Consider the following 24,689-nt stretch of genomic DNA (forward strand, 5'->3'; position numbering starts at 1 on the left):
CTCGAACGGCGGGGTCGCGAAAAAAGGCACGCAGGAAGAAGGCGGACGTGCGCCACCGACCGCCTCCGGGCCCGCTGGGCGCGAGACCCCGCTCAGGCGTTCGCCGCGACCAGCCGGGACAGCCGGTGCACGCCTTCCGCGATCTGCTCCGGCTTCAGGTAGCTGCAGGACAGCCGGACCGCGTGGGTGCCGCCGTCGGAGTAGAAGAACCGCATGGGTGTCCACAGGACGCCGAATTGCTCCGCGGAGAGCTCGAGCAGTTTCTCGTCGGCCTCGAACGGCAGGTCGACGACCGCGAAGAACCCACCGCGCGGCACGTTCCAGCGCACGGCGCCTTCGCCGCGTCCGGAAGGCGCGAAATGCTTCTCCAGCGCCGCGAGCATGGTGCGCAGGTTGTCCCGGTAGAACTCGACCTTGTCCCGGTTGGCGGCGCGCAGGCTGCAGGCCGATTCGACCAGGACGCCGCCGATGACGGCCTGGGAGATCGGCGAGGTGTTCACGGTGACCATGCTCTTGACCGCCGACATCTCTTCGGCGAGCAGCGTGCGCCGGCCCTCCGCGTCGACCACGGTCTGGTCGGCGACGAGGAAGCCGACGCGGGCACCGGGGAAACACGACTTAGCGAACGATCCCAGGTAGATCACGCGGTGCCCGGTGTCGAGCGACTTCAGGGCCGGGCGCGGCTCGTCGTCCAGACCGAAGAGGCCGTACGGGTCGTCTTCGAGCAGCAGCAGGTCCTGCTCGTCCGCGACCTCGAGCAGCCGGCGGCGGGTCGTCACCGGCAGCGAGACGCCCGAGGGGTTGGAGAAGTTCGGCACGAGGTAGAGCGCGCGGGGGCGCTTGCCTGCGGCGCGGACCTCGCGCGCCACCTCGGCGACGGTCTCCGGGCCGACCCCGGCGGGCGATTCCGGCACCGGCACCACTTCCACGCCGAGGATCCGGGCCGCGCCGGTCAGCCCGACGTAGCAGGGCTCCACCGCGAGGACGACGTCGTCCGGGCCGGTGCACAGCGCCCGCAACGCGATGAGCATGGCTTCCTGGCAACCCGCCGTGACCATCACCGAATCCGGGGGCACGACGATTCCCTCGTCCTGCTCGAGCATCGTGGCGATCAACGTGCCGAGCTGGCCGTTGGTCCGCCCGTACTGGAACAGCAGGCCGCGTACCCGCTCCTCGGAGAGCCCGCCGGCGCGCAAGTGGTCCACATAGGACCCGAAGTACCGCTGCACGTCCTCGGTCGAGTAGAACCCGTCGTACGGGCGGCCGGCGGCCAGCGAGATCGCGTCCGGGTACCGGCCGGCGATCTCGTTGAGGAAGTTCATCGAGGTCGCGACCGGATCGGACACCGAAACGTGCAGGTCGGCGCGGGACAGCTCAACCATGGATCTCCGATCCGGTGGCGGTCAGCGCCGCCAGCTCCACGAGCCGGGCGCCGACGTCGATGACGGGCAGGCCGCAGGCGGCGGCGATCAGCGGCTGGACGCTGGTGAAGTGCGTGCAGGCCAGTACCACGGCGTCGAGGTCGAGGCGCTCCGCCAGGCGCAGGGTCGCGGGCAGGTGCGAGGAGCTGAAAGCCGCTTCCGGATCACCGCTCTCGATCGCGCGGACCAGGCCGGGATCGGACACGCCGAGCATCCGGTGGCCCGGGCTGACCTCCCAGGCGGTCCGCTCGACACCGACGACGGCCTGCGCGTTGCCGGTGATCACCAGCGACGAGCGCAGCGCCGGGAACACTTCCCGGTACACGGTGACGGGCGAGACCACCGGCAGTGCCGCGGCATCGTGGTACACCACGGCGGACAGCGAATTGCAGAACAGCATCGCCAGCTCGGTCCCCCGGGCGTGCAGGTCGTGCAGACGAGCGTGGAACGCCGCCGTCAGCGCGCCGGGGTCCCGGTACTGCAGGGAGTCCTGCTCGTCCGGCGAACCCGCCATGGCGTACGGGGCCGTCGCCAGCCCCCTGGCCCTCAGCAGTTCGGCGCCGAGGCCCGAGTCGTAGGGCGTGCCGGCGATCACCGCCACCGCGGGCGTCTGCTCGTCCACCACCATCGCGTCTCCGTTTCCGCAAGCGTTCTCTCCGCCCATGGTCGCAGCCGGAAACGGTGGCTGCCTTCCTGCGGTGTGCGCTCAGCCGAGCGCGATCACCTTGCCGGGGTTGAAGATCCCGTGCGGGTCGAGGGCCGCCTTCACCGCTCGGTGGACCCCCATCCCGACCGGGCCGACCTCACGCGCGAGCCAGTCCCGTTTGAGCAGGCCGACGCCGTGCTCGCCGGTGCAGGTGCCGCCCAGCGAAAGGCCCAGCCGCATGATCTCGTCGAACACCAGCCTGCCACTGTCCATACTGGACTGGCTGGCCCGGTCCACCACGATGACCGGGTGCAGGTTCCCGTCGCCGGCGTGGCCGACTACCCCCACGAGCACGCCGTGCCGGGCGGAGATCTCCCCGACACCGGCGAGGAGATCGGCGACCCGCGCCCTCGGCACCGCCACGTCGTCCACGATCAGACCGCCGCGGCCGCCGGGAAACGCCCGCTGCGCGAGGTGTTCCATCGCCGGGTGAGCCAGGCGGCGCGCGCTGGTCAACGCCTCGGCCTCGAGCGCGTCCTCGGCGACGTACAGCTCACTGGCACCGGCCGTCCGGCAGCACTCGGCGATCGCCTCGAGGTCGGTCCCGGTGCCGGTGTCCGTCGCGATCAGCACCATGGCCGCGGCCTCGGTGTCCAGGCCCATCGGCCGGTACGCCTCGATCGCCCGCAGGTGCGTGCGGTCCAGCAGCTCGACCATGCTCGGCACGAGGCCGGCGGCGACGATCGAGGACACCACCCGCCCGGCCGCCGGCACCGTCGGGTACACCGCGACCACGGTCCGGGTCTCCGCGGGCGCCGGGCGGAGCCGGACGGTGATCTCGGTGATGATCCCGAGCGTGCCCTCCGACCCGACGAACAGACCGGTCAGGTCGTAGCCCGCGACCCCCTTCACGGTCCGGCGGCCACAGCGCAGGACCTCCCCGTCGGCCAGCACGACCTCCATGCCGAGCACGTAGTCGCCGGTGACGCCGTACTTGACGCAGCACATGCCGCCCGCGTCGGTCGAGACGTTGCCGCCGATCGTCGAGGACTCCCAGGAGCCGGGGTCCGGCGGGTAGGCGAGCCCTTCCTTCGCCGCCGCCCGGCGCAGTTCCGCGTTGACCACCCCCGGTTGCACGACCGCGATCCGCTCACCCGCGTCGATTTCGAGGATCCGGTTCAACCCGGCCAGCGAAACGACGAGGGCGCCGTCGACGGCGTTGGCCGCGCCGGTCAGCCCGGTGCGCGCGCCCTGCGGGACGACCGGCACGCGGTGGGCGGCGGCGACCCGCACGACCGCGGCGACTTCGGCGGTGCTCTTCGGGCGCAGGACGGCGAGGGGCGTGCCCGCGTCGCACAGGTCGGCCTCGTCACGGCAGTGGGCGGCCAGCACGCCGGAATCGGTGAGCACGCGGTCGGCCGGCAGGACCGCCAGCAGGTCGTCGATCGGAGATCCCATGGGAGCAAACGTAACCGCGCGCCGGGCAGGACTCCAGACCGCCCGCGCGAAAACCGCATTCGCGAGGACCTGCCCGGTCACCTCGCTGACTAACCTTCCCACCACGGCCGCCGATCCTCGTGCGGGCTCCGGCAAGCAGGAAGACGCGTTTTCCGTCGCGCCGCTGCAAGCTGGGCCGGTCGACAATCTAGGAGGTCAAGGTGTCGAGCACCGATGTTCCGACGCGGGAGGAACTGGTTCGCCGCGTGGCCGAACTGGCTCCCGTACTGAAGAAGCACGCGAACTGGTCCGAGCAGAACCGGCGGGTGCACGACGAGTCCATCGAGGCGCTCGCCGAGGCCGGGGTGTTCAAGCTGCGCCGCCCGAAGCGGTACGGCGGTTTCGAGGCCGACACCCGGACGCTCGTCGACGTCGCGACCGAGATCGGCCGCGCCGACGGCTCGACCTCCTGGGTGGCTTCGGTGTACTGGATCCCCACCTGGATGGCCTGCCACTTCCCGGAAGCGGTGCAGGACGAGGTGTTCTCGACCCCGGACGTCCGCGTGTGCGGCACGCTCAGCCCGTCCGCGATGGCCGCGCCGGTCGACGGCGGCGTCGTGGTGAACGGCAAGTGGGGGTTCATCAGCGGGGCGCTGCACGCGCAGTGGCAGGAGATCATCGCGATCCTCGTCCCGCCCGAGAGCGAGCCGTACCCGATCATGGCGCTGGTCCCGTTGTCGGACCTGCTGGTCGTGGACGACTGGGACACCGCGGGCCTGCGCGGCACCGGCAGCGTGTCGACGGTCGCGCAGGACGTCTTCATCCCGGCCGAGCGCGTGCTCCCGCTGCCCGCGGTCCTGGAAGGGCAGGGCGGCCCGGCCGGCTCGATCTACCGGGCGCCGCTGCTCCCGATCGCCTCGGCGTCGTCGGTCGGCACGCTGGTGGGCATGGCGAAGTCCGCTCAGGACAGCTTCCTCAAGCGGCTGCCGGACCGCAAGATCACCTACACCGCTTACGAATCGCAGCGCGAGGCCCCGATCACGCACCACCAGGTGGCCGAGGCGGCGATGAAGATGGACGAGGCCCAGTTCCACGCGCACCGGCTGTCCACTTTGGTCGACACGAAGACCGCCGACGGCACCCCGTGGAAGCTGGACGAGCGCGCGATCGCGCGGGCCGACCTCGGCGCGGTGGTCCGGCTGGCCAAGGAGTCCATCGACATCCTGGCCGCAGCCTCCGGCGGTTCCTCGATCTACCACGGCATCCCGATCCAGCGGATCGCCCGCGACATCGCCGCGGTCAACCTCCACGCGCTGATGCACCCCAACACCAACACCGAGCTGTACGGCCGGGTGCTGTGCGGTCTTGAGCCCAACACGCTCTACATCTAGGGAGACTCCCATGACCACGACCGAAAGCGGCACCGCCGCCGACCAGGCCGCGATCGCGGCGCTCACCCAGAAGGTCATCGCCGCGTGGGCCTACGGCGACGCCGACGGGTTCGCCGGCGTCTTCACCGAAGACGGCACGATGATCCTGCCCGGCATCTTCAAGAAGGGCCGCGAAGAGATCCGCGCGTTCCTGAAGGAGTCGTTCGAGGGCAACTACAAGGGCACCCAGGTCACCGGGCGGCCGATCGAGATCCGCTTCTTCACCGCGGACTCCGGGGTGCTCATCACCCAGGGCGGCGTCCTCGGCCCCGGCGAGACCGAGGTCGCGGACTCCCAGTCGATCCGGGCCTCCTGGACCGTCGTGAAGCGGGACGGCGCCTGGCACCTGGCGTCCTACCAGAACACCCCGGCCAAGCAGCAGCTGCCGAAGCCGGGCACCGTCTGATCCGGTCCTGCCGGAAGAACCCGGGCCGCTCCTGGCGGCCCGGGTTCCTTCCTGCTCACGAAGGGACTCACAGCAAGGCGGCCAGGCCCGCGTAGCCGCCTTCCTTCAACCGCAGCCCGGACGTCGTCGCGTACGCCTCGTCCGCGCGGATGCCCAGCCCTTCCACCATCCGGTTCATGAAGTTGAACAGCGCGCACACCAGCACCGCGTCGTGCAGCGCCCGCTCGTCCCAGCCGGCGGCGAACACGGCTTCGGCGTCGTCCTCGGTCATCCGGGACGGGGTGCGGGTCAGCTTGCCGACGTAGGCCAGCACGGGCCGGAGCTTGTCGTCGACCGGCGCCGAGTCCAGGTCCGCGACCGCGGCCGCCAGCAGCCCCTCGGGCACCCCGAACGCCTCCGCGGTGATCGTGTGGATGCCGTGGCAGTAGCGGCAGCTGTTGACCCCCGACACGTACGCCGCGATCAGCTCGCGCTCCCCCGCCGAGAACGGCGACTCGCCGCGCATCAGCACCTCGTGGAGGTCCAGCAGGTGCCGCGCCGGATCCGGGTTGGCCTGGAACACCTGCAGCAGCGTGGTCTCAGCCGGCAGGGACCTCAGGTACGACATCGAAGGGTTCCTTTCCGTCCGCCAGCCCGGCGGCGAGCTGGTCGATCTCGACGCCGCGCAGCGCGCAGGCGGTCAGGTAGGCGATCGTCCCCGCGCCGGCGCCGGGCACCGCCGCGGCGACCAGGTCCTGCCGGCGCTCCCACTCCCGCCGCAGCGAGCCCGGCGACGAGGTCGACGGCGGCTCGCCGAGCCGGTCGCGCAGGGCCAGCCAGTGCTCGCGCCCGGACTCCAGGAGCCCGCCGAGGCCGAACCCGGCCGAGCCGTGCCGGGCCTGGTCGACCACCTGGGTGACCAGGGCCGGGTCGTCGCCGAGCCGGGCGAGCGCGAGGCCGGCGAGCAGCCGGTCGGCGTCCAGGCCGAGCAGGATGATCCCGGCCTCGGTGGTGCCGGGGGCGTCGACGTCCGGGAGCGCGAACCGCGAATCGTGTCGTGGGGCCGCCTCAGACACCGACGACCGCCTCGGCCGGCTCGGCGACGCCGCTGCGCAGCTGCGCCGCGATCGCCGCGGCGACCCGCGTGGTCGCGACGCGGTGGCCGTCGATGTTGCGAGCGGCCGGGCCCAGCACCATCCCGGCCGCGGCCCCGACCACCGACACCCGCGGCTCGCGGCGGTAGGACAACGTCCGCTCGTCCAGCGACGGCCAGCCGTCGCGGGCGTCGACGACCTCGTCGGGCAGCAGGCCGGTGCCGATCGACGGCGTGGTGCCGAGCGCGAGCACGACGTGGTCGCCCACGACCCGCCGCCCGCTCTCCAGCCGCAGCACCACGCTCCCGCCGACGGCGGTCGTGATCTCCTTGACGGCTTCGCCGCGGTGCACGACCAGCCGTCCTTCGGCTTCGGCGCGCTCGAGCAGCGGCCGGAACTCGAACATGATCGACGCGCGCCGGAACCGGCCCATCAGCTCGAGCCGCTCGGCCCAGCCGACGCCGTCGAAGCGCTTGCGGCCCTCCGGCCGGAAGAAGGTCGAGTTGACGTCCGCGCACTGGTAGCGCTCGCCGGTCTCGCGGACCACCCAGTGCACCTCGCGCCCGGCTTCGAGCGCGCCGGTGATCAGGTGCGCCGCGGTGAGCCCGGCGCCGACGACCACCTGGCAGCGCGCGCCCGACGGCACCGATTCGTCCCAAAAGGACACTCCGCGCGGCGGATGGCCCCCGCCCCACCACGTTTCCGGGGCCGGGCGGCGTTCCTCGCCCGGGCACAGCACGACGTGCCGGGCGGCGACGGAGAAGCGGTCGGTGTGCACGGCGACGGCTTCGGGCGCGGGCACGACCGCGCGCACGGTCGCCTGCCAGGTCTTCTCCCCCACGTGGTGGGTGGTGACCAGGTGCGCGCAGTAGGCCTCGAAGACGTCGACGGGGACGACCGACCGGTGCCCGGACTGCGACATCCGGATCTCGCCGCGCTCGGCGGGGGTCAGCCGGCCCCAGTGCAGCCGCGCGAAGTCGAGCAGTTCGCAGTCGCGGAAGCCCTCGACGCCGGGGTGGTGCTCGTAGGGCGAGCGCAGCACGCGCTGGCCCAGCTGGTCGATCCGGCCGAAGAACCGCCCGCACGGCCGCCCGGTGCGGTCCACGACGACGACGTCGGTCACGCCGTGGTGCCACAGAGCGGAGGCGACCGCGAGCCCCGCCGGGCCGGCCCCGACGACCACGACGTCCGCGGCGGGCGCCGGCGAGTCCCCCCGCGCCGGGGAAGGTGGCGCGGGAGGACGCGGCCAGGCGCGGCCACGAGGAGAGTCGAGCAGGTGCGGCTCCGGTACGAACGTGATCACTGCTCGCCCCGCCGCCGGCTCAGAGCACCGTGACGGGGACGATCAGCTCCACCACCGGCCGCTGGCTCATCCCGTTGGTGACCAGCTCGTCCAGCGTCTGCTGGGACTGCTCGGCGCTGTCGGTGGCGATCGGGCTGTAGCGCGAGTAGAAGTAGGTCGGCTTGCGGCCGCTCGTCTCCATCGAGTACGTCTTCAGGACCGTCTCGCCCGGGCGGACTTCGCCTTCGTAGAAGGTGAGGCGGCGCGCGTCGGGCGTCATGAAGCTCTTCGAGAACTGCGGCGACATCAGCATTTCGTCGTCGAGGAACGTGGAGTCCTCGTCCATGACGGCCTGCATCGCGACCCACGTCTGGTCGGTCAGGTTGGTCTCGGCCTTGATGACCTGCCAGCGGCCGGGCTCGGGGAGGTTCACGCTCACCGAGACGTCGTGGTCGGTGGTGTCGATGGCGCCGGTGATCATGAGAACCCGGCGGCCGACGTCGGCGGTCCCGGTCATCTGCACATCCCTGGCGCGCACGCGACCGGAGACGTCGAGTCCTGGCAATTCGGGTGAAGACATGGTGCAGCCTCCTACGTAACCCACCCCAGAAATAGTGGCCTGACCAGCGAACATACAAAGGCTTTCACATGGCAAGATACGCTGTCAAGGTGAGGAATACACGTCCGACGAGCGCACTGGGCGGGGTCCGGTCAGTGCAAATGTCAACACCCGGCTGCGGGCCGGAATTGGTCCGTTCGGCCCAGCGCGCGCGGAGGAACGACTACTCCGGGCTCGACGTCTCTTGGGGTTCGGCGGCGTTGACCCCGTCTTCGACCGCTCCGACATAGCGGATTTCGAAAGCGGAATCGGCGCGTTGCACCATTACTTTGATAACCAGTCCCGATTTCACCATGATGAGGAAATTACCGGGATCGCCGGGATCGGCGAAAATATCGTAGACGATGAAGGCGGAGCCGTCGCCGACGGCGAACAAGGCTTCGTAGACGACGTTCCGCTCCGCCTGCGACGCCGTCTCGGCCCAGCTTTCGAGAACCTCGAGGCCCGCCGTGAGCTGGAGGCGCATTGCCATCCGCCGGCCTCCCAACCGAACGTCGCAGATCGCCGTGACGCATGGGCCACCGTGCGGCGGTGACACTCCGGCCCGAACAGCTTCGATTCTCCTGGCCGGGCGACGGGGTGCTCATCTCCGAGCGTGCGCTCCGGCACCGTCCGTGTCCGGCGCCGGAGCCCGCGCCGCTCAGTTGTAGCCGAGCACGATGTGGTCTTCTTCGGCCGGTTCGGGCGCCTCCACGAGCCGGAGCCCGCGGGGTTCCTCGGCGGGTGGCGGGGTCCAGTCGTCGGCCGGGATCGCTGCTGCTGTCATGGCGTTCCTCCGCGTGTGTCGGGGATGTGGATCCACCATGCGCCCCCGGGGTCGAGGATCGGATGGGATCCGCTGACGTGCGCAGCTTTTGAGTGGTCGGGACAGGGGTGGGAGGGGTGCACTGGGAGTGACTCGAAGGCGAGGTGCGACGCATGGCGGAGGAACGGAAGCCCCTCGGCGGCGCGGCCGACCGGCAGCGCACGTGCGCGGTGTGCGGAGCGGAGTTCAGGTCGGGCGAGCGCACGGAGGTGGAGGCGTTCTCGGACGGCGTGGTGAGGTACGTGGCGGTGCACCCGGGCCACACAACGCATTCACCGAGCCGCGAGCGCGCCGCGGCGCGCCGGTTGCAGGGCCGGGTGGCCTGACCGCGGCACGCCGGCAGCGGCGGGGGACCTGAAGCCATCCACCGGGCACGGCGGTAGCGAAGCCGGGCGGGCGGCGGCCACCCGCCGGGACAGGTGGCAGCGAAGGCGGGCGACCGGAGACCACCCACCGAGAGCGGCGGCAGCGAAGCCGGGCGACCGGAGACCACCCACCGGGACCGGCGGCAGCGAAGCCGGGCGGCGGAAGGCCACCTATGGGCGCCGCGGGCGCGCCCCGGCTCACCCGCACGGTTGTTCCTCGGCCGAGTCGGCAAGCGCCCCAAGGCGGCCTTCGGTGCGCGAGACGCAACCAATGTGCCTTGGGGCGCTCGGCGGCGAGCCTGAACGCCGCGCGAGGCCCGAGGCCGAGGCGCGCGGCCCCAGGCGCGAGGTGCGCGGCCAGAGCGCGAGGCCCAAGCCCGAAGCGCAAGACCCGACACCCGACACCCGAGGCCCAAAGCCGAAGGCGCGCGACCCGAAACCCCAGCCCCGCGGCCCAAAGCGCGCGAAGCCCGAGACGCAAGGCCCGAAGTCCGAGGTCCCCAGCCGCGGGGCCCGAGGCGCGGGCCGACCCAGGAGCCAGCGCTCACCCGGCCCGGTTCAGCGCGGCAGACCCGACAGCCGCCAAGCGTCCGCCGCCGCTCGCGGCTCCCTTGCCCTCCGGGCCGGGTCCGCCCACGCCGACCGCTTCGCCACCTCGGCCGGGCGCGCCCGCGCGAGCGCCTCGAGCACCGCCACCAGCGCCGCCAGCTCGCCGTCGTCCGGCTCTCCCCGCACCACGCGGATCGCGGACATCCCGGTCCTCCCTCAGATCGGCAGGTTGCCGTGCTTGCGCGCCGGGGCCGGCTTGCGCTTGTCGCGCAGCATCGCCAGCCCCCTCGCCACCGCCGCGCGGGTCTCCGCCGGGTCGATGATGTCGTCCACCAAGCCCCGCTCCGCCGCGTACTGCGGGTTCAAGTACTCCTCCGTGTACTCCGCGACCAGCTTCGCGCGCAACGCCGCCGGATCGGACGAGGCCGCCAGGTCGCGGCGGTACAGCACGTTCACCGCACCCTCCGCGCCCATCACCGCGATCTGGTTCGTCGGCCACGCCAAGGACAGGTCACACCCGATCGACCGCGAGTCCATCACGATGTACGCGCCGCCGTAGGCCTTGCGCAGGATCACCTGGATCCGCGGCACCGTCGCCTCGCAGTACGCGTGCAGCAGCTGCGCTCCCTGGCGGATGATGCCGCCGCGCTCCTGCTCCACCCCCGGCAGGAAACCCGGCACGTCCACCAGGCTCACCAGCGGGATGCCGAACGCGTCGCAGAACCGCACGAACCGCGCCGCCTTCTGGGACGCCGGCCCGTCGAGCACGCCGGCGAACACCACCGGCTGGTTGCCGACCAGGCCCACCACGTGGCCGTCGATCCGCGCCAGCGCGCACAAAACGTTGCGCGCCCAGCCTTCGTGCAGCTCGAAGAACTCGCCGTCGTCGGCCACCTCGGCGAAGACGTCGCGCATGTCGTACGGCTGGTTCGGCTCCACCGGGACCAGCTCGGCCAGCCGCGGCCGGTAGTCGTCCGCCGCGCTCGTCGGGCTGGCCGACGGCGGCCGGTCGAGGTAGTTCGACGGCAGCAGCGACACCAGGTACCGGACGTCGGCGAGGCAGCTCTCCTCGTCGTCGTGCACCACCGTCGCCACGCCCGACGCGCCGCCGTGGACGTCCGCGCCGCCGAGCTCCTCGTGCGTGACGCGCCGGCCGGTCACGGCCTCGACGACGTCGGGTCCGGTCAGGTACATCCGCGCGGTGTCGCGCACCATGAACGTGAAGTCCGCCAACGCGGGCGAGTACGCCGCACCACCCGCGCACGGGCCGAGGATGACGCTGATCTGCGGGATCACCCCGGACGCCTCGACCTGGCGGCGGAAGATGCCGCCGTAGCCGTTGAGCGCGAGGACGCCCTCCTGGATCCGGGCGCCGCCGCTGTCGTTGAGCCCGATCACCGGCGCGCCGTTGGCCACCGCGAGGTCGAGCACCTTGTGGATCTTCGCCGCGTGCGCCTCGCCGAGCGAACCGCCGAAGAGCGTGAAGTCCTGGGCGTAGACGAACACCCGGCGGCCGTCGATCGTGCCGGAGCCGGCGACGACGCCGTCGGTGTGCGGGCGGTTGCCCGCGAGGCCCGGCCCGCTCGCCTGGTGGCGCCGGTAGGGCTCGATCTCGGTGAAGGAGTCGTCGTCGAGCAGCAGGGCGAGCCGTTCGCGCGCGGTCAGCTTGCCCAGCGAGTGCTGGCGCCGGACGGCGTCGAGCTTGCCTTCGTGGATGTGCGCGCGCAGCTCCTCGCGGCGCCGGCGCAGCAGCGGCATGTCGGGCGGCGCCGGCCGGGCCAGGTCGGCGGCGCGGGCCAGCTCGATGACCTGCGCGTCCCCGGACGGCGCCGGACGGCCGAGGCGGCGGCGCCGGACCCCGTCGGGGACCGGCACCACCTCCGCGTCGTCCGCCCGCGCCGCACCGGACTCCTGGCTTCCGCTCACGCGGCATCCCTCATCCGGGCCCGGTGGTCCCGCTCGATCTCGGCGACGATGTCGGACCACACGATGCCGCGGCCCAGCCGGGGCATCGGGCGGATCACGGCGTCCGCGGCCGCCGCGGCGGCCGGGACCGTCACGTGCCCCCGGTCACCGGTGTCCGCGTGCCCGGCGTCGCTGGTGGTCATGGCAGGACCTCCTCGGTCTGGACGGCCCCGGGTCCGGGGCCGGTGAGAACTGGACGCTTGACGTCCACTGTGGACAAAGCGCGGCCGGCTCGCCCGCCGGAGATCCGCCCGGTGGCGTGCAGCCAGGCCACCGTGTCGCGCACGGTTTCGAGCACCGGCCGCGCCGGAACCCCGCCGCCGGGCGCGTCCGCGCCGACCGGCACCGCCGTCGCGCAGACGTGGATCGCGCCGTACTGCACCGGCAGCGCCCGCGGCCACACCCGCTGCAGCCGGTCGGCCAGGCGCCCCACCGGGTACAGCGCCCGCGCCGGCAGGACCACCGCCGGCAGGGCGCGCCCGGTCGCCGCCCGGACGGCCGCCAGGTATTCGCGCGTCGTCAAGAAGTGGCCCGGCCCGAAGAACGCGGCGCCGGACACCGAACCGTCGAGGATCCGCGCGTGCAGCTCCGCCGAGTCGCGGACGTCCCCGATCGGCAGCCCGCCGCCCGGCCAGATCGGCGTCAGCCCGCGCAGGACGTCGCGCAGCCGCGCGTTCTGGTCGCCCAGGCGCGGGTCGTCCGGCCCGAGCAGCGCCGGCGGGTACGTGACGACGACCGGCGCGCCCACCGACCGGTGCTGCCGCGCGATCCGCTCCGCCGCCGCCTTCGACGCCAGGTAGGGCTCCCGCGACTCCCCGACCGGGCTCGACGCCCCGATCGACGGCGCGGTCGCCGGGTACAGCGCCCCGACCGTCGACACGTGCACGATCCGCCCGGTGCCCGCCCGGCGCGCGGCGGCCAGCACCACCTCGGTGCCGCGGACGTTCACCCGCCACAGCTCGTCGCGACGCCGGCTGTCGAAGGTGTAGACGCCGGCGGCGTGCAGCACCGCGTCCGCCCCGGCGACCAGCCGCCGGACCGCCACGACGTCGGTGACGTCGCCGCCGACGACCTCGACGCCGGGCCGGGCCAGGCCGACCGGGTCACGCGCGAGCAGCCGGACCCGGTGCCCCCGCCGCAGCAGCGCCGCGACCGTGTGGGCACCGAGGAAACCGGTGCCGCCCGTGACCGCGATCAGCATGGCGTTCCCTCCCTCAGGCCGCGCGGGCCTTCCCGTCGACGTGGTGGTAGGAGCCGCCGTAGAAGACGAGGGCGTGCTCCCCCGTGCCGCGGCTCGTGGCGACCACCCGGCCCAGGAAGATCGAGTGGTCACCGCCTTCCAGCACCTGCGCCAGCTCGCACTCCAGCCAGGCCAGCGCCCCGTTCAGCAGCGGGGCGCCGGTCTTGCCGCCCGCCGTGTAGCCGACGGCTTCGAACTGGGCCATCCCGTCGGGACGGCGCCAGTCGGCGAAGTACTTCGACGTGTCCTGCTGGTCCGCCGCGAGGATGTTCACCCCGAACGAGCCGGCGTTGACGATCGCGGTGTGCATCCGGGCCGCCTTGGACACGCAGCACAGCACCATCGGCGGTTCCAGCGAGACGGACGAGAACGCGTTCGCGGTCATGCCGTGCGCGTCCTCCCCGCCCGCCGTCAGCACCGTCACGCCGGTGGCGAACTGCGCCATCACCTGCCGCAGTCCCGGCTGCGGCGAGAGGACGCGGCGCGTCGAGGACCTCGGCAGCCGCTTCAGCACGGGAGGCTCCGATTCGTGGGCCACTGTCAGACTCCCTTGCCGTTGACCGCGGCCGTCCAGTAGGGCACCAGCGCTTCGCGCAGCTGCTCGGGAACCCGGGACGGCACGGTGGCCGTGTTGGGCCCGCGCATGCAGGCGATCCGCTGCCGTCCCCTGGCCACCAGCCGCTCGTCGCCCTCGGGGGTGAGGTGGACGTAGTCGAACGCGAACTGGATCTGCGTCGAGGTGAGCTCCTCCAGCCGCAGCCGGATGGACAGCTCGTCGAACGCGGTGATCTCGGCGAAGAACTCGCACTCCACCTTGAGGGTGAACAGCTTGAGGTCGTGCCGGACCTCTTCGAGCACCGCCGGGGCCTTCTCCTTGAGGAACATCTCGCGGCACCGGCCCTGCCAGCGCACGTAGTTCACGTAGTAGACGTTGCCCACCAGGTTGGTCTCTTCGAAGCCGACCGTGTGACGGATCTCGTAGTAGTCGGCCATCTCAGTTCCCCTCTGCGTGCAGCACGGCGAAGACGATCGGATCGGTCCGGTCGTTGACGGTGGTCGCCCAGGTGGCGATCCGCGCGCCGCCCGAGGCGAGCAGCGCCCACCCGTCGGCGTCGACCTGGCGCACGGTGAGCGCCTGGGTCATCGAGCCGGTCTTGCGGACGCACTCCAGCGCGCTCCAGACCCGCGTGTTGGCCACGCTGATCGGTTCGCCGGTGTCCGCGGCCAGCAGCCGGCCGAGGGCGAGGAGCTCTTCGCCCAGCAGCCCGGCCCAGTCCTCGTCGGTGCGTTCGATCGCCGTCTCGATGTCGCAGGCGACCTGGTCGGCGCCGGCGACCACCAGGGTCAGCTCCGAGGTGTGCGACGCGTTCACCTGCACGCCGTCGCACTCCGGCTTGCCGTCGGGACGGTAGCGGACCTCGACCGGCCGGTCGAGCGCGCGGCCCGCGGCGAGCGCGGTCTGCGCCCTCCGTTCGGCGATGCCCTCCGCCGGGCGGCCCGCCGGGTCCGGTTCCAGCACCACCGCCCGCGTCCCGCCGAGCAGCCGTTCGCAGGCACGCTCCACATAGGACCCGAGCATCGCGGGGACCCACGGCCCCGCGCCGTCGCGCTTGCGGACCGCGCGCAGCTTCAGGCCTTCCCAGCGCTCGACCAGCGTCCCGTCCGGGTTGCGCACGTCGAGGTCGTAGACGTAGCTGTCGCCGTCCTGGGAGCGTTCCTTCGCGTCCAGCAGCACGTACTCGTCGTGCTGACGGCCCGGTTCGGCCAGGTACAGCTTCTCGATGCCCTGCGGCAGCAGCGTCGCGTCCGGGACGCAGCATTGGATCGCGTGCATCATCGCGTCCCGCGTGCCGGGGTCGGCCAGCAGCCGCTCCTGCGGGAGGAACGGGGCGAACCACTGGTGGTCGGCGGTGGTCGCGATCTCGGCGACCGCGTGCCGGGCGCTCGCCCGCCGGTAGCCGAGCACGCGCTGGAACCGCTTGCCCTGGAACAGGACCGAGCCGTACAGCTCGCTGATCGGCTCCACCGGGACCGGCGGCAGCGCGACGTCGCGGGCGGCCCGCTCGCCGAGTTCCGCCGGCCGTGCGAAGCTCAGCCGCGCCCGGAAGTGGTCGGCGCTGAAGCCGGTCTCGTCACTGCGGATGACGACGTCCACGGTGTCCGCGTCGCGGGCCAGCGTGGCCAGCCGGACCGTGGTCGACCCGCCCGGCGAGACGATGATCGGCCGGAGGAACTCGACGTCGGAGAGCACCGGGGTGCCGACGCGGTCCAGCGTCGCCGACGCGGCCTGCGTCATGGCCTCCATGCCGAGCACCGCCGGGAACAGCAGCTGCCCGTCGAGCAGGTGGTCGGTCAGGTACGGGTCGGCCCCGTCGGACAGGTCGGCCTCGGTGATCAGCTCGACGCCCGGGTAGTGCACGACCGCGCGGTCGACGAACCGGGTCAGCGGCAGCTCCCGCTTCTGGATCGGCAGCGTGGCCAGGCCCGACGTGCGGCCGCAGACCACCAGCACCGGCGGCGCGGCCGGGTCGGCCAGCACCTGGCGGAGGATGGTGATGCCGTCCTCGGTCGGGATCGGCGTGATGCCGTCGCGCATCAGGGCGCTGACCACGCCGAGCTTCTCGCCCATGCCGGTGCCCGACCAGACCGACCACTCCAGCGCGATCGCCCGCGCCTTCGGGTGCTCCTGGCCGAAGCGCAGGGTCAGCTCGGTCATCCAGTCGTTCGCCGTGGCGTAGTGCGCTTCACCGCGCAGGCCCGCCCGGCCGATGATGCTGCCGAAGGTGACCAGGAGCTTGATGCGGTCCTGGTCGACCGCGGCGAGCACCGCGTTGAGCCCGCCGATCTTCGGGGCGAGGGTCTTGCGGAAGGTGTCCTCGGTCAGGCTGAAGAGGGCGGCCGGCTCGTTGCGGCCCGCGCCGTGGAGGATCGCCGTGACCGGGCCGAGCTCGGCCTCGGCCCGGGCGATCGCCTCGGCGACCTGCGGGGCGCTGGTGACGTCGGCGCGCTCGTAGCGGTAGCGGATGCCCGCCGCCTCCATGCGGTCGAGGTTCTCCGCCAGCTCGGTGTCGGACTCCGGGTCCGACCGGCCGAGCAGGGCCAGCTTGGCGCCGGAGTCCTTGGCCAGCGCCAGCGCGCTTTCGGCGGTGATGCCCTTGCCGCCACCGGTGACGAGCAGGACGTCGGTCGGGTCCAGCGAGTCGCGGATCGGGCCGGGCTTCGGCGCGGCCAGCGCGGACAGCCGCGGCACCGTGCGGCCGCCGTCGGCGCCGTAGCGGGCTTCGGTGAAGTCCGTGGTCGCGGCGACCTCGGCCACCACCGTGTGCACGGCTTCGGCGATCGCGTCCACATCGGACGGTGCCGGGTCGGCGAAGTCGATGATCGTCGTCTTCGCCGAGGGGTCCTCGAGCCGCAGCGTGCGGGCCAGGCCGGCGGCGCCGTAGCCGTGGTGCACGACCACGAAGCGCGTGCCGTTGGGGGCGGCCATGACCGCGCGGCCGGCGTCGAGGAACAGGCCGACGTGGCTGGAGTCGCAGTCCGCCGGCAGGCAGAGCAGCACGCCGTCACCGGCACCGGACGCGGCGAGCGCGGCCCGCAGCGGTTCGGCCAGCGGGTGCCGCGGCGTCGAGAAGACCTGCCATTCGGCGCGGCCGGTTCCCGGCGTCAGGTCCGCCGAAGGCCGCGGCGCGGGCACGTACTCGACCGCGAACGGCCGGACCCACGGCCCGACACCCGGGGCTTCGCCGGACTTGGTGTCGGCCGGCTTCGCCGTCTGCGCCAGCTCGTCGATCATCTCGGCGAGCTCACCGAGGCACACCGTCGCGAAGTTCGGCATGCCCTCCAGCGCGGGCCGGCCCAGCGCCCGGGTGACGTCGTTGACCAGCTGCCCGACCGTGATCGACGACAGGTGCAGGTCGTCGAGCGGGTGGGTGTCGGCGGTGACGGCTTCCAGGGGCAGCTCGACGCGCTCGGCGGCGAGCTTGCGCAGCAGGTCCAGCGTCGAGCCGGAGTCGGCATCGGCGGTGCCGGCGTCGGCCTCGGCGGCCTGGGCCTTCTCCGCGGCCAGCTCGGCGGCCAGCTCGCTGTCGATCGAGGGCGCGGCCTCACACGGGCTGGCGAGGAAGCTGAACTCACCGTCGGCGGGCAGGGCGCGCACGACGCGGCCCTCGAACAGGGCCGCCACCGAGACCGGCGCGCCGAGCGCGAACGCCGCGCCGACCACGCGCAGCAGGGCCTGCAGCGACGCGTTGTCCGTGTCGATCGCCAGCACCGGCGTCTCCGGCGCGATCTCCTCGAACAGCCCGGTCAGCACCCGGCCGGGGCCGACCTCGACCACCAGGTCGCTGCGCTCGGCCACCTTGGCGGCGGCCTCGCGGAAGCGAACCGGCAGCACGATCTGGTCGCGCAGCAGCTCGGGCAGGTTCTCGGCGGTGTGCAGCACGTCCCCGCTGACCGTGGACACCACCGGCCGCTCGAGCCGGGCGAAGGTGAACTCGCCCAGCCGCTCGGTCATGGCGTTCGCGGCCGGCTCGACGGCCGGCGAGTGGAAGGCGTGCGAGACCTTGATCCGGGTCGCGCCGACGCCCTGGGCCTTGGCCCGCGCGACGATCTTGTCGATCGCCTCGGCGGGCCCGGAGATCACGGTCTGCTCGGGCGCGTTGTACCCGGCGATGACCACGTCGTCGCCCAGGCCGAGCTCCTCGACCCGGCCGGGCGAGGCGGCGATGCCCGCCATCGCGCCGGTGCCGTCGCCGGTCGTCGAAGCCATCACCTTGCCGCGGACCTTGGCCAGCGCGAGCAGGCCGCGCTCGTCGAGCGCGCCGCCCCAGTGCAGGGCGGTCAGCTCACCGAGGCTGTGCCCGGTGGCCGACGACGCCTCGATGCCGAACGACCGCAGCACCCGCAGGGCGGCCAGCGAACCGGTGACGATCCGCGGCTGGGCGACCTCGGTGGCGACCTGGTCGCCGGCGACCGGCAGGGCCGCGGCGCGGTAGATCTCCTCGGCCACGGCGAACCGGCGGCGCAGGGCGCTTTCCCCGCCCCGCCCGGACCCCTGGCCGGGGAACAGGTAGCCGATCTTCGGCGCGGACCCGCGGCTGCTCGCGAAGATGCCGTCGGCCGGGTCGAAGACCGAGTCCCCGGACTCCAGCTGCTCCAGCAGCTTCGTCAGCTTCCGCTCGGCGTGCTCCGGGTTGGCCGCGACGACCGCGGCGCGCACCGGCTTGCCCGAGAGGTCCTTCGCCAGCGTTCCCGCGAGGTCGGTCAGCTCGGCGAACGAAAGCTTCGGCACGACTTCCAGCGTCGCGGCGATGTTCCCGCGCAGGGTCGCGACGTCGTCGGCGTCGAACAGCAGCAGTTCGGCGTCCTGCCGGCCGGCCGTCAGGGCGCGGGCCCGCTCGTCGAGCTCGCGGCGGCGGGCCGCCGTCGGTGCCTCGGTGACGGTGACGTGGGAGTTGATCCCGCCGAAGCCCATCGCCGAGACACCGGCGCGGACCGGCTGGTCGGTGGGCCAGAGCGCCGGGTCACGCGGGACGTACATCCGCGCGGAGGACCCGGTGAGCGACTCGTGCGGCTCGTAGTGCCCGGTGGCCGGCGGGATGACCTGGTGGTACACCGCCAGCGTCGCCTTGATCAGGCCGGCGACCCCGGCCGCGGCCTTCGTGTGCCCGATGTTGCCCTTGATCGTCGACAGCGCGGCCGGCTTGGCCAGCGGGTCGGCGTCGCGGCGGGCGGTGGACAGCGCCTCGATCTCGGTGGCGTCGCCCAGCGCGGTGCCGGTGCCGTGGCCCTCGAAGTAGGAGACGGTCTCGACGCCGTAGCCGGCGCGGTCGTAGGCGCGCTTGAGGGCGAGCCGGTGCCCGGCGGCCTCGGGCCGGGTGATGCCGCCCTTGCCGTCGGAGGAGACGCCCCAGCCACCGATCGACGCGTAGATCCGCTTGCCCTGCTCCAGCGCGTCGCTCTCGCGCATCAGGACCAGCATGCCCGAGCCCTCGCCGGGCCAGAAGCCGTTGGAGTCGGCGTCGTAGACCTTCATCTCGCGCTTGGCCAGCGCGCCGGTCTTCGCGAAGCCGATCACCTCGAACGGGTCGATCGAGAGGTCGACACCGCCGGCGATGGCGAGGTCGAGGTCGCCCTGGGCGAGCGCGTTGGCCGCGGTCACCACCGACAGCAGCGACGACGAGCAGGCGCCGTCGACGGTGTAGCCGCCGCCGGCGAAGTCGAAGTGGTTGCAGACGCGGCCGGCGATGGTGTTGGCCAGGCCGCCGGCGAGGGTGTCCTCGTTGATCTCGGGGAACGGCTCCTTGTACTGGACTTCCAGTTCCCGCAGGAAGTTCGCGGTCTCCTCGTCCTCCCACCCGCGGGCGGTCAGCGCGGCCGCGACCGTGCGGCGCACGTACGGCCAGCGCAGCCGCATGATGTTGGCGCGGGAGAACTCGCCGGTGAGGCTGTTGCCGATGACGACACCGGTGTTCTGCCTCGGGGCACCCTCACCCTCGCCGAAGCCGGCGTCGGCGAGGGCCGCGGCGGCGACGTCGAGAGCGAGCCAGTGCGTCGTGTCGGTCGCCCGGAACGTGCTGCCGGCGACCTTGTGCGCGACCCGGTCGAACTCGTAGTCCCGCAGCACGGCCGCCTTCTGCGCGTAGAAGCGGTCCGGCGCCTTCGGGTCGGGCGAGTAGTAGTCCGCCCGGTTCATCCGCTCGTCCGGCAGCCTGCGGAACGCCCGGCGCCCGGCCAGCACGTTTTCCCAGAGCTCCTCCGGAGAACTCGCATCGGGGTACCGGAGACCGATACCGACGATCGAAATCCGCTCTACGCTCATGCCACCGCACTCCCACTGGCTCTCGAGCCCCGTATCACCGGAACCGTCAGGTCCCCGCTGTCCTCCGGCGCCGGAACGGGGTCCTGCGCCGGTCTGTCGTCCTCGGGCGGCGACGGCGCCGCCACCCGGTCCGCCCGGTCCGCCGGGCCACCGGAGTCCAGCTTCTCCGGACCGGCGCGGACCGTCTTCTTTCTCACTGCCCCGGCGCGCACCTCAGCACGCTGGGACAACCGAACCTCACTGTCTGTTGTGGACACTCAAGCGTCGAACTGGCCCGGACGGCGGCCCTGGCCCGCCGGCCCGCGGTAGGCCTGCGCGATGTCGAGCCACTGGTCCGCCAGCGTGCCCTTCGCCCGGATGTCGAGGTCGTAGCGGTGCCGCCGCCGGGTGACGAGCAGGCAGAAGTCTTCGGCGCTGCCGCTGACCCGCTGGGCCGCGTCCGCCGGCCCGAACGTCCAGAGCGCGCCCGAAGGCCCGGTCAGCTCGAACCGGAACTCCTCGTCCGGGGGCGTCAGGTTGCGCGCCTCGTAGCCGAAGTCGCGGACGCGCACGGCGAAGCCGACCAGGTGCTTGATCCGGTCGGTGCGCTCGCGGCGCACGCCCAGCGCGTCGGCGATGTCCTGGCCGTGGCCGAACAGCTCCATCAGCCCGGCACAGGCCAGCACGTACGGCGGCAGCGGGTGCACCAGCCACGGCACCAGCTGGTCGCCGGGAACGGCGGCGAGGGCCTTGAGGCCCGCGTCGCGCTCGGCGCGCCAGCGGGACAGCAGCACCTCGGCCGGGTCGTGGATGAACTCCTGCAGCGCGCCTTCGACGGCGTTCTCGAAGCCGACCGCCTCGACCGCTTTGATCGTCTCGGTGAACGTCTCCGGCTGCGCGGCCGCGAGGCCGGCGATCCGGAAGATGAACGCGAGGTGCGCGATCTGGTGCTTGACCGCCCAGCCCGGCGCCGGGGTCGGGGTGTCCCACCCCGCGTCCGGGAGGCCGGCGACGAGCGCGTCCACCTCGGCGGCCTCGGCGGTCAGGTCGGCGATCACGCCCGTGGTGTCAGTCACCTGTCTGTCCTCTCGGCGGTGCGACGTCAAGATGGTGGGACGGCGGCCACCGCGGTGGTGGCGGGGGTGAGGGGAGCCACCGTCGCGGCGACCGCCGTCCGGCAGATCGGTTCCTCCGGTGCTGCGTCACGGGCCAGGAAATCGGTGTGCCCCGGTTCTGCGCGCCCCGGCGGGCGATCTGACCGTTCGATCATCACCCGCGCCGACCTGGGGAGTCTTCTCTTCGCGGGCGGTGCGGCAGCCGGTCACCGGCCGCCGCGGCCGCGGTGAGAGCCGCCCACGACACCAGCTCCACCAGCGCGCGATCGTTAGTCCTTTTAGGACGGACATCGGCCGGGACGACCTGGTAGGCGGCTTTGGCCGTGAGCAGGGCGAGCCGGCCCGCCGCGCGTTCGGGGCCGGGCAGTTCGGCGAGCACCGGCTCGACCCACGCGCGGCTGAGCCCGGGCGGTTTCCCGTCCCACGCCTTGACTTCCCGCCGGACGAGCTCCCGCACCCGCGGCGGCACCGAACGTTCCCCGGCGGCCTCGATCGCCGCCGCGGCGGCCGCGAAGGCCTCGGCCAGCGTGCTGCCCCGCGGAGCCCAGCCCGGGCCGTCGGTGGCGGTCGCGGGCACCAGGCCCAGCGCCTCCCCGGCCGGCGGCGCGGCACCCGGCCTGAGCAGGTACCCCAGTACCGCCTTGGCTTTCGCCCGCGCCGACGGCGGCACGGCCTCCGGCAGCGGCGACGGCCCGAGGAACACGCTCACCATCCGGTTGAGGTAGTGGAACGCGACGGCCACGGCGGTGAACTCGGCGGCGGTGTCGGCGGGGACGCCGGCGGGCAGCCGTCCCCCGCCCCTCGCCCACTCCGCCAGCGCGCGCGTGTCCCGGTCCGGGATGGCCCCGGTGTCGCCGGCTTCGATGGCCGCGGCGGCGCCGGGCTCGCCCAGCGAACCGAGCGCCATGCCGTGCACCTCGACGCAGTAGGGGCAGGAGTTCGCCGCCGACACCGCGGCCGCGACGACCTCCTTGTCGGCCCGGCTCGCCGTCCCGCCCGCGACGAGTGACTCCCGCAGCATCAGCCACGCCGCGGCGAGCACGTCTGGTGCGGGCGAGTGCAGCGCGATCGGCGGGGCGAGCATCCCGAAGTCCCGCTCGACCTGCCGGTAGACGGCGCGCACCAGCCCCCGCGCCCGCCTCGGCCGCACGGCCTCGACGTACTTCACGTCCCGCAGCGTCCGCCGCAGGGCGAACCGCACCAGTCCGGGCGCCATCGTTCCTCCTCGAGAACCGGCGGACCCGCGCTCCCAGGCCCCCAGGAGCGCGAGTTCGATGTACCCGTGCATCAGCTGCCCGCGACGAGGTCCAGTTTGGACACCGCCCGACGGCCGGTGATCGAGCCGTCGGGGGCCGGCGCGCCGTACTTGACGTCGACGCCCCTGGCCTGCGCGGCCCGGACGATGCTCGGGACCGACCGTTCGGCGAGCGCGGCGATCGTCATCGCCGGGTTCACCGTCAGCGCGCCCGGCACCGCGGCGCTGTCGGTGACGAAGATGCCGGGGTGGTTGCGCAGCTCGTGGTTCGGGTACAGCGCCGACGTCGCCGGGTCGTCACCGATCCGGCACGACGCGAGCGGGTGCACGGTGTAGGCGCCGACGACGTCGTTGGTCCACGGCGCGACCTTCGCCAGGCCGTCCTTCTCGATGATCGCCTTGCAGTCGGCGTCCGCGAGCGCCCAGCCGCGGCGGGTGTTCGTGGTCGGCTCGTAGCGCAGCGAGCCGCGCCCGAGCATCTGCTGCGAGATGCGGTAGGCGTTCCCGGTGGGCGGCGGGGTGCCGAAGACGCCTTCGTTGTCGTCCTCGGTCATCAGGAAGATCGTCAGCCAGTTGGCCCACTGCTTGAGCATCTCCTTCTTCTGCGCCCCGTACCACCGCGGCTCCTCCCCGCCGGGCACCTGGGCGAGGATGGTCCCCAGTCCCGGCGGGAAGTACAGCTGCTCCAGCGAGTACCGCTCGTACTCCGGCAGCGAGCCGTCGAGCTTGTCCCAGTTCGCGACGGTCGGGCCCTTGCCGATGTGGTTGGCGGAGTACACCGGACCGTCCTCACGGGACAGTCCGAGCACCTCGCGCACGCGGTCCTCGTCGATGATCGCGGTGTTGAGCCGCTCGCCGTTGCCGGAGAAGTACCGGCCGACGCCGTGCGGCATCGTGCCCAGCGCGGCTTCCGACCGCTGCAGGATCACCGGCGTCGCCCCGGCGCCGGCGGCGATGACGACGACCTTCGCCTCGATCACCCCGGTGCCCGTGTGGATCCGGTAGTCCTCTTCGTCGACGATGTCGAAGTGGACGCGGTAGCCGCCGTCCTCGGTGCGCTCGAGCCGCTGGACCTCGTGCAGCGGCCGGATCTCCGCGCCGTGGGCCAGCGCCGCGGGCAGGTAGTTGGTCAGCATCGAGCGCTTGGCGTCGAACTTGCAGCCGGCCATCATGAAGTTGCAGTTGACGCAGGTGGCGTTGTCGACCGCGACCGGGGCCGGGTTGGCCGTGCGACCCGAGTGGTTGCACGCGGCGGCCCACAGCCCGCCGGCGTAGGAGACGTCGCTCCAGTCCTGCTTGGACACCGGGATCGACTCGTCGACGCGGTCGTACCACGGCTCCAGGCTGTCCCGGCTGATCATCGACGGCCACATCCGGCGCCCGATGCTGCCGTGGCGGTCGAAGACGAACTTCGGCGCCCGCGGCATCGCCGCAAAGTAGACGACGCTGCCGCCGCCGACGCAGTTGCCGCCCAGCACGCTCATCCCGTCGCCGACGACGAAGTCGAACGCGCGGGTGTAGGACGAGCCGAGCAGGTAGTCGTGCTCGAAGTCGTCGGCCGCCAGCCACGGCCCGCGCTCCAACACGGTCACCTTGGCCCCGCCGGCGGCGAGGTGGTAGGCCGGGATGGACCCGCCGAAACCGCTGCCGACGATGACGACGTCGGTCTTGTCGATGGCGCTCATGCGGGGCTCCCGGAGGGCGTGGTGTCGGGGTGGAGGTCGGCCAGCTTGCGGCCGTAGCCGTACTTCGGGAACCGCCAGAACCCGTCGGCGTCCGGCTCGGTGTAGCCCAGCGCCAGCAGGCCGGGGTGCCCCTCGCGGATGGCCTCGGCCGTGTGCTTGTGCGGAGCGCTGTCGAAGGCCATGTTGCAGAACAGCGCCAGGCTGACCCAGCCGTCCTTCTCCGGGTGCCCGGGCGTGGTCAGCCGCCGCACCAGTTCGCGGCGGTGCTCGTACGGCAGCGCGACGAACGGCGGGACGTCGTGGTCGAGCCGCAGCTCCACCTCGCCCGCGTAGACCTTCGCGTGGTCGTTGAGCGACTGCGCCAGGTAGGGCAGGCCGGCCGTGACGCCGGTCGCGTCGAAGTTCAGCAGCTCGAGCGCGCCGGCCGCCACCGAGCCGGGACCGGGCGCGGCTCCGGCGACCGCCCGGTCCTCCGGGAACCGCTTCTCCCCGGGCACGATCGTGTCCGCGTAGGCCTCGAGAGTCATGTTCTTGACGCGTTCTTCTTCGGTGGCCTCGGGTTGCACCGGCCTACCTCCTCGTCGAATGTCCTCAGTA

Annotated in this window: 23 protein-coding genes; 3 read left to right on the top strand and 20 right to left on the bottom strand. The window is 72.8% G+C overall.

Translation table 11 applies throughout. The annotated features are described in order from the left end of the window. Nucleotides 1-92 precede the first annotated feature (92 nt). The 3 genes from ACWEVP_RS15780 to ACWEVP_RS15790 all read right to left on the bottom strand — a co-directional run bounded on the left by ACWEVP_RS15780 (nucleotide 93) and on the right by ACWEVP_RS15790 (nucleotide 3,525). Complete coding sequence (locus ACWEVP_RS15780; protein WP_452063248.1) at nucleotides 93-1,382, bottom strand: aminotransferase-like domain-containing protein; 1,290 nt, start codon at nucleotides 1,380-1,382, stop codon at nucleotides 93-95. Next, entirely contained in the window at nucleotides 1,375-2,049 is a 675-nt protein-coding gene (locus tag ACWEVP_RS15785) for an aspartate/glutamate racemase family protein (protein WP_452063249.1), read from the bottom strand. The genes ACWEVP_RS15780 and ACWEVP_RS15785 overlap by 8 nt, the downstream gene beginning before the upstream one ends. A 78-nt stretch (nucleotides 2,050-2,127) precedes the next feature. Beyond that, nucleotides 2,128-3,525 (bottom strand): FAD-binding oxidoreductase, encoded by a 1,398-nt coding sequence (locus ACWEVP_RS15790; RefSeq protein WP_452063250.1) that lies wholly within the window; start codon nucleotides 3,523-3,525, stop codon nucleotides 2,128-2,130. Nucleotides 3,526-3,725: 200 nt separating this feature from the next. Here ACWEVP_RS15790 and ACWEVP_RS15795 point away from each other — a divergent pair, with 200 nt between their 5' ends. After that, nucleotides 3,726-4,895, top strand: coding sequence for an acyl-CoA dehydrogenase family protein (locus tag ACWEVP_RS15795; RefSeq protein ID WP_452063251.1), 1,170 nt, complete (start codon nucleotides 3,726-3,728; stop codon nucleotides 4,893-4,895). 10 nt (nucleotides 4,896-4,905) lie between these two features. After that, nucleotides 4,906-5,340, top strand: coding sequence for an SgcJ/EcaC family oxidoreductase (locus ACWEVP_RS15800; RefSeq protein WP_452063252.1), 435 nt, complete (start codon nucleotides 4,906-4,908; stop codon nucleotides 5,338-5,340). Nucleotides 5,341-5,407: 67 nt separating this feature from the next. On the opposite strand, the gene ACWEVP_RS15805 is transcribed toward ACWEVP_RS15800, so the two are convergent. The 6 genes from ACWEVP_RS15805 to ACWEVP_RS15830 form a co-directional block, all read right to left on the bottom strand. Further along, complete coding sequence (locus ACWEVP_RS15805; RefSeq protein WP_452063253.1) at nucleotides 5,408-5,947, bottom strand: carboxymuconolactone decarboxylase family protein; 540 nt, start codon at nucleotides 5,945-5,947, stop codon at nucleotides 5,408-5,410. Then, nucleotides 5,919-6,395 (bottom strand): DUF6187 family protein, encoded by a 477-nt coding sequence (locus tag ACWEVP_RS15810; RefSeq protein WP_452063254.1) that lies wholly within the window; start codon nucleotides 6,393-6,395, stop codon nucleotides 5,919-5,921. Before ACWEVP_RS15810 ends, ACWEVP_RS15805 begins: the two co-directional genes overlap by 29 nt. Further along, complete coding sequence (locus ACWEVP_RS15815; RefSeq protein WP_452063255.1) at nucleotides 6,388-7,716, bottom strand: NAD(P)-binding protein; 1,329 nt, start codon at nucleotides 7,714-7,716, stop codon at nucleotides 6,388-6,390. Before ACWEVP_RS15815 ends, ACWEVP_RS15810 begins: the two co-directional genes overlap by 8 nt. Nucleotides 7,717-7,735: 19 nt before the next feature. Beyond that, nucleotides 7,736-8,212: a DUF6423 family protein gene (locus tag ACWEVP_RS15820; protein ID WP_452063256.1), complete on the bottom strand. Its 477-nt coding sequence runs from the start codon at nucleotides 8,210-8,212 to the stop codon at nucleotides 7,736-7,738. A 265-nt stretch (nucleotides 8,213-8,477) separates the two neighbouring features. Beyond that, nucleotides 8,478-8,786, bottom strand: a complete 309-nt coding sequence (locus tag ACWEVP_RS15825) for a DUF6235 family protein (protein WP_452063257.1) — start codon at nucleotides 8,784-8,786, stop codon at nucleotides 8,478-8,480. Nucleotides 8,787-8,954: 168 nt separating this feature from the next. Continuing rightward, nucleotides 8,955-9,080 carry a hypothetical protein gene (locus ACWEVP_RS15830; RefSeq protein ID WP_452063258.1) on the bottom strand — a complete coding sequence of 42 codons (126 nt, stop codon included), beginning with the start codon at nucleotides 9,078-9,080 and terminating at the stop codon, nucleotides 8,955-8,957. Between the two features lie 152 nt (nucleotides 9,081-9,232). On the opposite strand from ACWEVP_RS15830, the gene ACWEVP_RS15835 reads away from it, so the two are divergent. Then, nucleotides 9,233-9,445: a hypothetical protein gene (locus ACWEVP_RS15835; protein ID WP_452063259.1), complete on the top strand. Its 213-nt coding sequence runs from the start codon at nucleotides 9,233-9,235 to the stop codon at nucleotides 9,443-9,445. Nucleotides 9,446-10,042: 597 nt separating this feature from the next. Here ACWEVP_RS15835 and ACWEVP_RS15840 read toward each other — a convergent pair. The 11 genes from ACWEVP_RS15840 to ACWEVP_RS15890 form a co-directional block, all read right to left on the bottom strand. Continuing rightward, nucleotides 10,043-10,237: an acyl-CoA carboxylase subunit epsilon gene (locus tag ACWEVP_RS15840; RefSeq protein WP_452063260.1), complete on the bottom strand. Its 195-nt coding sequence runs from the start codon at nucleotides 10,235-10,237 to the stop codon at nucleotides 10,043-10,045. 12 nt (nucleotides 10,238-10,249) lie between these two features. Then, nucleotides 10,250-11,959, bottom strand: a complete 1,710-nt coding sequence (locus ACWEVP_RS15845; protein ID WP_452063261.1) for an acyl-CoA carboxylase subunit beta — start codon at nucleotides 11,957-11,959, stop codon at nucleotides 10,250-10,252. Further along, nucleotides 11,956-12,141, bottom strand: coding sequence for a DUF6222 family protein (locus ACWEVP_RS15850; RefSeq protein ID WP_452063262.1), 186 nt, complete (start codon nucleotides 12,139-12,141; stop codon nucleotides 11,956-11,958). The genes ACWEVP_RS15845 and ACWEVP_RS15850 overlap by 4 nt, the downstream gene beginning before the upstream one ends. Beyond that, on the bottom strand, nucleotides 12,138-13,199 hold the full coding sequence (locus ACWEVP_RS15855; RefSeq protein WP_452063263.1) for an NAD-dependent epimerase/dehydratase family protein: 1,062 nt from the start codon (nucleotides 13,197-13,199) through the stop codon (nucleotides 12,138-12,140). The genes ACWEVP_RS15850 and ACWEVP_RS15855 overlap by 4 nt, the downstream gene beginning before the upstream one ends. A 13-nt stretch (nucleotides 13,200-13,212) precedes the next feature. Beyond that, entirely contained in the window at nucleotides 13,213-13,776 is a 564-nt protein-coding gene (locus tag ACWEVP_RS15860; protein WP_452063264.1) for a flavin reductase family protein, read from the bottom strand. 2 nt (nucleotides 13,777-13,778) lie between these two features. Further along, nucleotides 13,779-14,231 (bottom strand): acyl-CoA thioesterase, encoded by a 453-nt coding sequence (locus ACWEVP_RS15865; RefSeq protein WP_364466109.1) that lies wholly within the window; start codon nucleotides 14,229-14,231, stop codon nucleotides 13,779-13,781. 1 nt (nucleotide 14,232) lies between these two features. After that, nucleotides 14,233-20,058, bottom strand: coding sequence for a type I polyketide synthase (locus tag ACWEVP_RS15870; protein ID WP_452063265.1), 5,826 nt, complete (start codon nucleotides 20,056-20,058; stop codon nucleotides 14,233-14,235). A 257-nt stretch (nucleotides 20,059-20,315) separates the two neighbouring features. After that, the gene (locus ACWEVP_RS15875; protein ID WP_452063266.1) at nucleotides 20,316-21,113 is read right to left on the bottom strand and encodes a TIGR03084 family metal-binding protein; all 798 of its coding nucleotides are present in this window, start codon (nucleotides 21,111-21,113) and stop codon (nucleotides 20,316-20,318) included. Nucleotides 21,114-21,306: 193 nt separating this feature from the next. Further along, nucleotides 21,307-22,368 carry a carboxymuconolactone decarboxylase family protein gene (locus ACWEVP_RS15880; RefSeq protein ID WP_452063267.1) on the bottom strand — a complete coding sequence of 354 codons (1,062 nt, stop codon included), beginning with the start codon at nucleotides 22,366-22,368 and terminating at the stop codon, nucleotides 21,307-21,309. Between the two features lie 71 nt (nucleotides 22,369-22,439). Continuing rightward, nucleotides 22,440-24,092, bottom strand: coding sequence for a GMC family oxidoreductase N-terminal domain-containing protein (locus tag ACWEVP_RS15885; RefSeq protein ID WP_452063268.1), 1,653 nt, complete (start codon nucleotides 24,090-24,092; stop codon nucleotides 22,440-22,442). Beyond that, the gene (locus ACWEVP_RS15890; RefSeq protein ID WP_452063269.1) at nucleotides 24,089-24,658 is read right to left on the bottom strand and encodes a DUF5987 family protein; all 570 of its coding nucleotides are present in this window, start codon (nucleotides 24,656-24,658) and stop codon (nucleotides 24,089-24,091) included. Before ACWEVP_RS15890 ends, ACWEVP_RS15885 begins: the two co-directional genes overlap by 4 nt. Nucleotides 24,659-24,689 lie beyond the last annotated feature (31 nt).

The sequence above is a fragment of the Amycolatopsis sp. NPDC003865 genome, assembly GCF_053605345.1.